We start from the raw sequence: 11,399 nt of genomic DNA on the forward strand, positions 1-11,399 counted from the left end.
ACGGCATCACCACGTTGGGCGGAGCCCTCTTCAACGCGTGGGACTGACATACCGGCAGGAGGCGCCGTTTGACACCCACCGTTAAATGACAAGCTGAGCTGGCGCGGGGTGAGGGTGGTGCGGCGAGAGACCGTGGTCATCAGCTCACCCTGCTGTGTCGAGAGGCGCGAGGGTGAGCAGACCGCAGCCGTACGCCTTCGCCTTGCCGATCCCTTGTCGCAGTGTTCGGCGGAGCAGCTCAGGGTCGGTCACCTCGAGCCGGCCGTCGAAGGTGACGGTGACCAGGCTGACGGGAGCCTTGCGGGTCGTTGCTGCGGCCGGACCGCGGGACCTGTCGAAGGAGAGGGCACGTTTGTCGCGGACTGCCAGTTCGTAACGGTCACCGTGGTGCGGCGCGCCCGTGAGGGTGGTGCCGCTGGGCAGCAGACGCCGGCCAGCGGGCTTCTCGAGGACGTGGAACCCGCATCGCTCCTGCCGCTGCAGGAGCCAGCCCATCTGGTGCACAGGGGTGACGTGCGCGGTGCGCTTGGTGGGCTCGTCGTCCTTGCGGCGGATGTGGTGGACCGGGTTGGCCGTCAGCCTGAACGCCCATCGGTCTCCGGCGGCGAGCCGATCGAGAAGTGGGGCGTAGGGGCGGCTCTCCCACCCCGGAGCGGACTGGGAAGCGACTGCCGGCCAGCCGGCCTGCTCGACGAGGTGGGTCATGTCCGGCGCGTCAGGGCTCACCACGTAGAGCATGACCTCGGCGCGTGCGGTGTGGTCCAGGCGCCACAGGACGCGCGGTCCGTCCGGAGGAGGAGGGTCCGTCGGCAGCAGCGCCGGGAAGGAGGACATGACAGCCGCATGCATGACCTGCGGGCTCGACAGCAACCTGCGGGCACCGGGGCGCGCGGTGTTCACGCGGAAACGGGTGAGGAACATCAGGCGCTCGCTTCCTTGAAGGCGTCGAACGGGTCGTGCGACGGCAGGCTTCGGGCAGACGGCCCGGTGATGCGTACGGTGTCGCTGACGACAGTGCGCATGCTGTGTCGGCGGTGTGCGGCGGCATAGCTCACTGGCTGGTCACGGAGCGTGTCAGCGAACTCCACCTCGTTGTCGTGGGCCTCACGGAGGACGGTCAGCTCGATGTCCGTACGGTCGTGATGCTGCTTGCGGTACCAGGCGGAGGCCTGCCAGGGAACCTGACTGAGCACTTCCAGCAAAGAGGCGCCGTCGTGCAGTCCGAGCTCGACGGGCTGGGACGGCGGGCAGGAGCGCCGGCCGAGGAACGGTGCGTAAACCGGATTGCGCAGCGCCGCGTGGAGCGTGGCAAGAAGCGTCGGGTCGCCTTCGACAGCGGCGACGAACACGGCGTCGGCCAGGTAGAAGCGCTCCGACAGGGGCATGGACTTGCCGCTGGCCCCGTGATGGGCGGTCTGGAAGTCGCGCACGCGGGTACCGGGCTGGTCGACCCTGACCGCGAACCGCAGGGCCGCAAGCGGTTCGAGACTCCTGTCGTCGCCTCGCTCGATGCCCGCGGCTGCGGCGAGCATGCCGATGACCGCACTCTTGGTGGGAGCGGACTCGGTGGTGCGCCGGGCGGCGAAACGTGCGGAGGCCCCCCACGACTGGAGGGGGCCCGCGAGCCGCAGGCTGAGCACGCTCATGCGGGCTTCTCCAGGCGCTCCGCGACGGCCTGGCCGACAGCGGCGACGAGCTCGCCGATGTTCTGGACCTCGTGGCCGATCCCGGCGAGCTTGGCGGTGTTCGGCCCGACACGCAGAACCCAGGTCAGGGTGGACTCCTCGTCACCGTACGCGCGCTCGATGTCGGGGATGAACTCCGCCAGGCGCTCGGACGCCTCCCGGACGTAGCCGCCCTGGTCGCCTCGTACCGGTTCCTCGAAGGCGGAGACGAAACTGACCGGACGGGTGGTGCGGAGCTTGACGATCACGGCGTCGGGCAGTGTGTGGTGCCCGAACGTGTTGATCTTCCCGGTGGGCAGCGACGCGGTGAAGCCGTGCACGAAGGCCTCCACCGCCCGACGCACCGGAGTGGTCAGAGGCTCGTCCTCACGCAGTCCTTCGCCGAGGTTCGCGGCAAGCTGGTGCACGCCGATGGCCGCGTAGCGGTACAGCGTCGACGAGTTGAAGTCGACCGTGCCGATCATGCCGGCACCCGTCTCCTCGGCGGTGTTCTCGTCGTCGACGGCGGTGTAGTAGTCCGACTCGTTCTCGACCCGGTGGACGCTGATGGCGTGCGCGACCTGGACGGCTGCGTCGACGTTGAAGTCGGCGGCGTCCGCGACCATCCGTCCGAAGAGCGCGATGTCGACGGAGTGACGGGTGTCCGCGATCTCCTTGGCCCGGTCCTTCGCCTTCTTGTCCTTCAGGTGGGCCGTGATGTCGGCAGCACCGTCCACGCCCAGTCGCGCCAGACCGTCCAGCTGGCGGGCGCTGAGGAAGACGAGGTACTTCGCCTCCGGTGCGGGATCCGGTTCACCTTCCTTGGCAGCGCTGGCCTTGCGCTTGGGAACCTCCGTCTTCAGACCGGTGGCCTTCACGGTTTCGTCGGCGATCAGCAGAGCCGCCTCACCGGTGATCGAGGGGTCCAGTGCCGTGATCCGACCGGCCACCGCCTCCACGATCTTCTTCGTCCGCACCCCGAGTTCGCTTGCCTCCAGCAGGTGCTCGTCGGAGAAGTAGGTGCGGGCTGCCCGCTTCCAGGCCTGGCTGGAGACCCGGGCACGCGGCACTCCCCCGTACACCGCCGACTTCGGCGCACCGGTGTCGTCACGGTTGAGGTTGCTCGGCGGGACCGTCTGGAGGGCGTGTACGTCCAGGAAGATGCGGTTCACGAGGCGTCCTTGTCGATGTCCGTAGTGAAGGTGGTCTCGTCGCCGGGGAGAGCCTGGCTGACGGCCGGCGCCTGTTCTGCCGCGTTCCGGTCGTGCCATGCGTGGAAGGAACGGCCCCACTCACGGCGCACCGTGTCGGCGCCGCCCGGGCGTTGCCAGGTGTAGAGCTGTCCGGCGAGCAGGGCGTAGTCGAGGGGGATGTCCTCACGGCGCAGCAGGACGACGATGTCGCGCAGCCGCTGCCCGAGGGAGGCCAGGTCCGGGGCGGTGCCCGCGCGGACCAGGCGCTTGCGCAGCGGTTCGTCGATCTCGCCGGGCTTCATCATGCGGCGTACGGCGGTTCCGAGGCCTCGCCTGGTGTCCCGTCGGTCGGGCTGGTGCATGCCGGTCGGTCGAGACTGCTGGTGCAGCGCCCACAGAGTGAGGGCCACGTGCAGCGCGTCCTCGGCGCGCACGAGGTCGCGCTCGCTCAGGGGCCGCGCCCCGTCCGGGGGCGCGTGCAGGGGGCCGGTGTCGATGAGGCTCCACAGGTCGGGAAGTTGTCCGGCCTCCCGTCCCGCGCCACGGCGCAGTCTTGCCAGGGCTGCCACTTCCCGGGACTGGTCGGCGAGGTAGCCCCGCTGCAGAGGAGCCAGGTGTCGGGCGGCGAGCCGGACGACCTGCTCACGCGGGCTGGGTGGTGCGGTGACGCTGGTCATGCGAGTGCCTTTACGCTGGTCTCGGAGCTCGGCTGCTCATCGGTGTGTGGGTGGGTGCCGGACGGGTCCGGGCGCCCGATCTCCCTGTCCAGGGCGATACGGAACCACTTGTCGGCCAGCGCGGAGTTGAGCCATTCGCTGCCCTTCTTCGTCGCCACGACGCGCCCCTGCCAGGCGGCGGCCCCCGCGTCGGCCGTGAGCCGGTTGCCGAACCCGACGGCGATCTCGTACACCTGCCGCTGCCAGGCCAGACGCTGTTCGTACGGATCGCCGGCCTTGCCCAGATCCCGGAGCCAGGCGCGGTAGGGAGCCTCGAGAAGTCCGTAGGCGCGGTCCCGGGCGACGCCACGTGGACCGTCCGTCTCGGTGCCGGCAGCGCGGGCCAGGTTCGTGGCCAGGTCGCCGATGGCCATCACTCCACGATCGGCGTCCTCGACGGCGGCGATGGCCTGCTCGGCATAGCGGCGGTCCTGCTGGTGGAGGAGGACCACGGCCATGGAGACGGCGTCGTCGACGATGTCGTCGATCACGGACTGCTGGGTGCCGTACTTCGGGCCGATGACACGCGCACGCACGAGGAAGCCGCGCTCCAGGTGGCCTTGCGACACGAGGCGGGCCACCCACTCCAGGACCTTCGGCCGCAGGTAGGCGGGGGCGTCCGAGCTCTGACCGGAAACGTGGGCATCGGCGATGAGCGAGGCGATCCCCCGCCATGTCGCCCGTTCGGGGTCGTGGTCGCGCGGCAGATAGACGGGGCTCTCACGCAGCTTCTTCTCCTGAGCGAGGCTGCGCCTCCAAGCCGTCATCGGCTCGCGGTCCTGCCGGTTACGTGGGCTGAGCGGATCCCCGTAACCGAGGACGACGCCGTGCACACCCCGCTCGTCGAAGTGCAGCCGCAGGCGCCGGGTCTGCCACGTGTACAGGTCGCGCACACCGCTCGGCGCGCGCTCGGCACCGCCCGGACCGCAGGGGTCACGTCGCCAGGCTGGAGCGTCGTCCTCATCGATCCGTACGTCCGCGGTGTCGGCGGCGATCAGATTCAGCAGTAGCGTTTCGCGCAACGTGGGGCGTTCGACGAAGACCCCACCGAGGTTGCCTGCCCAGCCGACGCCGAGCGGGTAGACCTTCCCGCCCTTGGCACGCTTGTCGCCCTCCACACCGGTCTTGATCCCGGAAGTGTCGTAAGCGTGCGTGTGCACGACCCAGCGGGCCGCCTCGGCGAAGGTGAGGTGTTCGACAGTGGGCATCCTGGCGCTGAAGAACGGTTCCCCGTTGGGCACGTCCGCCACAATGCGGTTGAGGGAGAACACCTCGTCTTTCGACGTCCGCAAGCCCGCCGTCTGGAAGAACGGCACCGCGGAGTCGAGCAGGTTGAAGCGACCGGCATGCGCGTCGAGATAGGGGCCCACCGGGGCGAAGCACTCCTCGTCGCCCCACAGGTCGGTCCAGTCGTCGATGTCTTCGGGCCCGTCGAGCGCGTCGTGGGCGACAGCGAGCAGGAGACGCATCAAGGCGAACTCCTGGGTAGGCAGGTCGCCGACGATCCGCCGTAACTCAGACGCCTGCTCGAAGACCTGGCGCAGGGAGAGTTCGTCCTGTTCACCGCTGCTCCTAAGCACGGGGATCCAGGGCTGCGTGGTCAGGTCGAACGACGGCGTCTCGTTACCTGCCTTGCTGGGTTCTGACATCAGGTTCCTTGAGGCTAGCTCTCGCATGTGTACGTCGAGGTCCAAGTCACACTTGGGCACGTTGAGTTGGCTCCACAAGTGCCTCCGTAGGGCGTTGTGCTCAGCGAGCCTGGAGATGCTCTAGAGTAACGGCGATTCGTCGTGAAGTAACAGTCTCGTGTGAGTCTTTCTCGGACGGGAGGCAAGAGGGTGATGCGTGCGTACGTGGATTCGTTGGATCCTGGTGTCAGCAGCTGTGATGGTCATTTTTTGGCTCGGGCTCTTAGCCGGTCGGTGGATGCCGTTGGGGAAGTACAAGGACGAGAGCACTCAATGGGCTGTAGCCGCGGCATGGGCGAGCGTGGTTTCTGCTGTAGCTTGCAGGCCGCTGGTTCGATGGGCCGAGACGGCCCCGGCGAGACCTCGTGAGGGAGCGAATGCCAGTTCACTAGGTCAGGACGCACCCCGCTGACCAGCCATGAGGTGTGAAGTAGAAGTAGGATGGCGAGTCGCTCCCCACTGCGGTGGGGATGGCCCCAGTCTGGTGGGCGTATCTCATCTGCTCCCCGTCTGTACGGGGGTACCTTCTCTGGCGGCTGGCATCTATTTGGCCGCACGGGTCACCTCAAGGCCGTCGCTCTCGCTGTACCGGAGGGCGAAGCCTGCCAGGTGGGTCTGACAGTCCTCGTCGAGCGCGAGAATCAACTGGCCCGCCAGCCAGTGACTGCCTTTCACCTGCCAGGCCGGCACGTACAGTTCCTCCAGCTCCGACACCGCCCGGTCCATCGTCTCGGCGTAACTGAACTGGATCGGCAGCCTCAGCCCGCAGGATGCGGCGGTACGCGCGGCCAGGGCCGTGGGGACCTGATCGGTGGGCAGAGCCAACTCGGCCCGGGCGCGGCCCTGGCGGTCCGGAGTTAGCCACGGGACCGTCGCGAGAGTCCCGTCGGGCTTCTTCTGGACCACGACGACTTCCAGGCTCTCGCGACTGTCTCGCACCTGCGCCTTGCCCTGGCTGGTGTCGTCGGCGTCGCCGACCCCTGCGGTGACCCAGCCGAACAGCGGCCGGCCAGGACGGGCCGCTGCACCCAGACGGAACGTCGCCGCCCGATCGGCCTGGTCGGCACGTAGCTCGTCGTGCCGGCTGCGGGCCGCTTCCATGTCCTCTGCCCAACCCGCAGGGATGGGAGCTTCCTCGGCGTAGGCGTGCTGAACCAGAGGGCTGATATCCGCCGGCAGCCGTACGGGGCGCTGTGGTCCGCCGTCGAGATGCGGCAGCAGCGCGGCAGCGGACCGCAGCAGGGCGTAGGCCCCGTACACGGCGACCGAACCGCGAACCGGCTTGGGCACGGGGCCGGCCCAGTCGACACCGGTGACCAGGCAACGCGCCGTGCGCAGCCTCTCGGGGCGCTCCCCTTGGTTCTCACCCCCACGCAGATGCCGATGCAGGCGCCCCATGCGCTGGAGCAGCAGGTCGGCCGGACACAGGTCCGTGACCAGCAGATCGAAGTCGACGTCGAGTGACTGCTCGGCGACCTGGCTGGCGACGACAACATGCATGGCCGGCCGGTCTTCGGCCTTCTCCGGGGGCCCGAACCGTCTGAGCAGCAAGGCATCGTTGGCCGCCCGGTCAACATCGATGAAGGAGGAATGCGCGACGGTCACGTTGGCGTCCCCGAACCGTTCCCTGAGTGCCCGAGCCGCCTCGAGCACACGACGTACGGTGTTGCGTACGACGAGGGCGCAGCCACCGGCCTCGAGCTCGCTCTCCAGGCGGTCGGCCAGCAGGCCGAGATCGTCGTCCACCCGCTCCAGCTCGACGTCCACCCCGCGACCCGAGGCCGAAGGACGTCGCAGCACCGGCGCTCCACCTGGAGCGACAGCCGTCAGAAGCGGGTACTCCCCCACCCGGGCGACGACGTCGAAGTAGTGGGTGTCACCCTTCTTCCCGCCCGCGTACGCCTGGACCAGTTCGCGTCGCCGGTTGGCCGGAAGGGTGGCGGAGAGCACGACCACCGGGACGCGGTAGGCGCCCAGCCATGAGAGGACCCGATCCAGGTAGACGCTCATATAGGTGTCGTAGGCGTGGGCCTCGTCGATGATTACGACTTTGCCCGCGATCGCGAGATGGCGCAGGGCGAGGTGCCGGCTCTTCAACCCGGCGAACAGCAACTGGTCGATCGTGCCCGCGACGAACGACGACAGCATGGCCTTCTTCCGACCGCGAAGCCAGGCGTGCGCGATCAACTCGGCGGCAGCGGAGCGCGCACGCCTGGAGGACACGGAAGCCTGCGAGCCCTCTGCGGCATCGAGGTCCACGGCCCTGATCCGACCACGTTCCATCAGGTCGGTGAAGTCGTCGTTCAGCGCGGACTTTGAATGCGCCAGCAGGACCGAATGCCGCGTGCCCTCCGGTGCGGGAAGCCGGTCCAGCCAGTTCAGCAGGCGAGGGAACATTGCGTTGCCTGTCGCCATCGTCGGCAGAGCGAAGAACATCCCACCGGCACCGGATCGTGCGGCGAGCACCTCGGCGGCGGCGAGTGCGGCCTCGGTCTTCCCCTCCCCCATGGGCGCCTCGATCACCAGGAGGCCCGGTTCGTCCATCGTCCGGGCGAGCTCCACGGCCGCCTCCTGGGCGGGGCGCACTTTCGCACCCGGAGGGAGGGCGAAACGGGAGGCGAACAGGGCCTGCACATCGGCAGTCGGCTCCACTGCCCGCCATGGCCCCGGCAGGTTCAGACCTCGCCAGGCAGCTGCGATTCTGTCCTCGCTGCTGCGCGAAGCGTCCTGAGGAAAGTACGGGAACAGATCAGGGTTGCTGGCAATCCAATCGGAGACAATGACCAGGGCCGTGAGGATCACCTGCACTGGCTGCGGCAACTTCACCGCTCGCCAGGCGCCGAGCCTTTCCTGCACCCCGAACTCTGCGGCGCAGGCCTCCAGCAGTTCCCGCTGTGTTCTGCGCCACAGCGCCTCGCTCTTGCCCGGGGTGCGTAGCAGCTGAGGGTGCCTGTCCAGAGCAGTGATCTGCCCGTGCTCGGGAGGGACGCCGTGGTGCCCGCCCACCGCGACGGTGAACTGCCCGGTCTGCGCCACAGCCCAACCGTGCTGATCCTCCAGCCACTCCCCCAGCAACACCTGACCGGCCAGTCCGTGCGGAGCCAACTTCCGGTCCGTGCCCATGGCCCGCTGGGAGCGCATTTCCAGCCCGGCGTCGCGCATCACCCGTGCGAGCGGCTCGACCTGGCAGGCGAAGGCCGGCGTGGCCTTCCCGATGTCATGCACGCCCGCCAGCCACACAACAAGGCAACGTGCGTCCTCTGCGCCACCCGGCAGTGCGTCGGCGATGAGCTTTTTGACGGAGAGTGGCAGCCACTCATCCCACAGCCGCCCGGCCACAGCGGCGCTGTCCTCCATATGGCGCCACAGCGGCAGCCAACCATCGGAGTCGCGGTCGTGCTTGGCCCACACCCGGAGCACGGGACCGTGCAGCTTGGCCCGAAAGCTGTGGGGACCCCCCTCGACTGTCATGCCAGATGGATATCTGGAAAGAGTCAGATGCCGCAGGTGAATGAAGAAATAGCGGAGAATATGCTCTTGCTGTGGTTGTTAGTACCTCAACTATGGCTAGGCGCCGGTAGAGTTGGTTAATTGACTGTTAACGATCCGCAGTGAGGCGAGTCCGGAATGGGATGTATGTCGGACTCTTCGAAAGTACTCAGAACTGGCCTACCCCGGCCGTAAACCCGCAGGTCACGCAGTCTGCTCCCCGCGCACGCGGGGATGGTCCCACGCCCGCGAAGCTGGCGGCCTACTTCGCCAACTGCTCCCCGCGCACGCGGGGATGGTCCCTGGAGTGTGACCCGCATGACTGACACCCCGCCCTGCTCACGCGCACGCGGGGATGGTCCAAGCGTCTTCGGGACTATGGATGGGTTGATCAGCCCATAATTGGAGTCAGTGCCGAGCGACCCGGCGCATCGCACCCGCCCCGGGTGCACTCACCGCGATCGAAGAGCATCGTGAAGAACAGCCCGTTGTGGCGAGTAGTTGACAACGAGAGTGGTAGCCAGTCCATCGTCAGCACGCCCTCCGAGGCGGTCGCGTTCGTCAACAGCCGGTTCGACACCGATGACGACGACGAGCCGTTCAGCATCACCGAGGTCGGTCCTCTCCTTCCGAAACCGCTCGGGGTCATCACCGCATGGGCCGCCGAGAAGGACTGCGAGCGAACCGACGGGCGTACTGCCCCGATCACCATCAGGCCGGTTGTGACGGACAACGCCGGCGAGTGTGATGCCGTAGTGCTCTGGCGCGGTGTGTACGTCTCCTGGGACCACGACATGTACACCGTCGAGGAGCCGGACAGCTCCGAGTACAGCGAGGCTTACAGCGCAGCCGAGTTGAGCGCGATCCTCGACGAGTACGCCGACGACTACGAGTACGCGCCTGAAGGGCCCGACAGCCACAGGTGGCCAAAACCGGAAGATTTGATCACCTACGGCGCCCAGGAGTGCGCCAAGCGGTTCGGGCACCTCGACGACGACGCCCTGCTGTGGCTCGCTGCCACCCGCATCACGCTCGCGGTGTGGCGCAACACACCCGTCGAGAACTGGCATACCGGGAAGAGTCCGCTCCACGACGGCACAATGATGCGGATCAACACGGCAACTACCCGACTCGTGCGCTCGATGCTGTCGTTCGACCATGTCGACTGGATCGGTCTCGGTCTCGCGATCGTCAACCCGTCCCGGGTTCTACCGACCGGGCAGTCTGTTCTCGAGCTCGGGCTGGCCTGCCACAATTCTGACGACCCGGCACACGAAGCTGATCCCTGATCCGCGCGAAGAACTCGCGGAGATGGCACAGGACGCGATCGCTTGGGGGCGAGCGTACTGCCTTCGCGAGAAGACGTTCGGCCTGCGAACCCTGATCGAGTTCTTCTGCGCGTCCGAATATGGCTGTTTCGGAACACCGAGTTGGGGGCGCATCGTCGATCGGTTCACTACGGCTGTCGACGACCGGGAGAATGCGCACTGGCACGTGCACCGAGACAAGCCTTGGGTCGACGAGTGGTTCACCAACCGCCCGGACGACATCGCGGACACCACGGAACTTCGTCGGCTGCTCCATGCCGGGCCCGACCTGCTGTCCGAGGAGGCCGCCGAATGGTGCGTGGATGGTGCCATCGGCTACGTCTGCCGGGACGACCACGCGCACGGCTGCCTGCAGTGCGGCATCCCGCTGGCAGCGGAGTCCCCCAACGAGTGCACGTGGGCACCAGCGTAGAAAAGCAGCAACCCACTGACCGCGCTCTCTCTTGCCTACTGCGACCTGCGAATCTCAGCATGATGTCGGATCCGACTTCCATCCGACACCGACCGAGAGATTCCGACACGGAATTTGAGATCCCACATCGCGTGTAGGGTCTCGCGGCTAGTGTCGGACGCCGAGGCCGTGACCTGCGGTCCCGTCCGCCGTCTCACGCTGTGTCGAACGCTCAGCGTCTCAGCTCCACGTCGGAAGTCGCTGGCGGCGCCGGCCGCTGGACTCCACATCAGGTGAAACGCACGGTCAGCCTCTCGTCTGGCGCGTTCGACTCGTCTTCCGCAGCAGCTCGGACCAGGACGGACGCGATTGCCTCGAACGCTTCATCGCCCATGCGGTCACGACTGACTGCAGCGTTTTCCCAGACGATCTCGACTGGGCGCTCAACATCCCTGCTCAGACGGTCCCACAGGGCGCTCAGGTTGTGCCCGTAGTACGGACCGAAGTCTAGAGGCCCGGCAAGAACCCGGTGCAGGTCCGTCTGGCTTCCGATCTGTGCCCCGTCAATGGCGACCCGCATGCTTCCTCACTTCTTCGGCCAGCCAAGCGACTCTACGAACCCTCGGCACCCCTGCAGGCACCGCGCCCCACTGAACTGGGGTGTCTCACGGTCGATGTCGGATCCGACTTCCATCCGACATCGACCGTGAGATTCCGAAACCCTACAGCTGTAGGTTCTCGCGGCCCGTGTCATTTGCCGGGCCTCTGACCTGGGGGTCTCCGGCGTCTCACGCCGTGTCATCCGCTGGAGTCTCAGCTCCGTGTCATTTCCTCGTCGCGGGGGGGGGGGGCGGGCCGGAGCCGGCCGGTGGGTACAACGCGGGCTGTACCGGGTGGGGTTAAATAAATACCGCTGTGACAAATGGCTTG

General features: G+C 67.4%; 7 protein-coding genes and 1 pseudogene. 1 reads left to right on the plus strand and 7 read right to left on the minus strand.

Annotation, left to right across the window (positions count from 1 at the left end):
• Positions 1 to 144: 144 nt before the first annotated feature.
• From cas6e to cas3, 6 genes are all read right to left on the minus strand, one after another.
• Positions 145 to 921, minus strand: a complete 777-nt coding sequence (gene cas6e, locus ABZ371_RS21500; protein WP_358682055.1) for a type I-E CRISPR-associated protein Cas6/Cse3/CasE — start codon at positions 919 to 921, stop codon at positions 145 to 147.
• Positions 921 to 1,646 carry a type I-E CRISPR-associated protein Cas5/CasD gene (gene cas5e / locus ABZ371_RS21505; protein WP_358682058.1) on the minus strand — a complete coding sequence of 242 codons (726 nt, stop codon included), beginning with the start codon at positions 1,644 to 1,646 and terminating at the stop codon, positions 921 to 923. Before cas5e ends, cas6e begins: the two co-directional genes overlap by 1 nt.
• On the minus strand, positions 1,643 to 2,836 hold the full coding sequence (cas7e, locus tag ABZ371_RS21510) for a type I-E CRISPR-associated protein Cas7/Cse4/CasC (protein ID WP_358682060.1): 1,194 nt from the start codon (positions 2,834 to 2,836) through the stop codon (positions 1,643 to 1,645). Before cas7e ends, cas5e begins: the two co-directional genes overlap by 4 nt.
• A complete protein-coding gene (gene casB / locus ABZ371_RS21515) occupies positions 2,833 to 3,534 on the minus strand; it encodes a type I-E CRISPR-associated protein Cse2/CasB (RefSeq protein ID WP_358682063.1) in 702 nt (233 codons plus the stop codon). Before casB ends, cas7e begins: the two co-directional genes overlap by 4 nt.
• Entirely contained in the window at positions 3,531 to 5,222 is a 1,692-nt protein-coding gene (gene casA, locus ABZ371_RS21520; RefSeq protein ID WP_358682066.1) for a type I-E CRISPR-associated protein Cse1/CasA, read from the minus strand. Before casA ends, casB begins: the two co-directional genes overlap by 4 nt.
• Positions 5,223 to 5,804: 582 nt before the next feature.
• Positions 5,805 to 8,732, minus strand: a complete 2,928-nt coding sequence (cas3, locus tag ABZ371_RS21525; RefSeq protein WP_358682069.1) for a CRISPR-associated helicase Cas3' — start codon at positions 8,730 to 8,732, stop codon at positions 5,805 to 5,807.
• 491 nt (positions 8,733 to 9,223) lie between these two features.
• Here cas3 and ABZ371_RS21530 point away from each other — a divergent pair.
• A pseudogene (locus ABZ371_RS21530) lies at positions 9,224 to 10,490 on the plus strand (hypothetical protein).
• 268 nt (positions 10,491 to 10,758) lie between these two features.
• Here the strand turns inward: ABZ371_RS21530 and ABZ371_RS21535 are convergent.
• Positions 10,759 to 11,049 carry a barstar family protein gene (locus tag ABZ371_RS21535; protein ID WP_358682072.1) on the minus strand — a complete coding sequence of 97 codons (291 nt, stop codon included), beginning with the start codon at positions 11,047 to 11,049 and terminating at the stop codon, positions 10,759 to 10,761.
• Between the last annotated feature and the right edge of the window lie 350 nt (positions 11,050 to 11,399).

Origin of the sequence: Streptomyces sp. NPDC005899, assembly GCF_040629645.1 — a bacterium.
Lineage (GTDB): Bacteria > Actinomycetota > Actinomycetes > Streptomycetales > Streptomycetaceae > Streptomyces.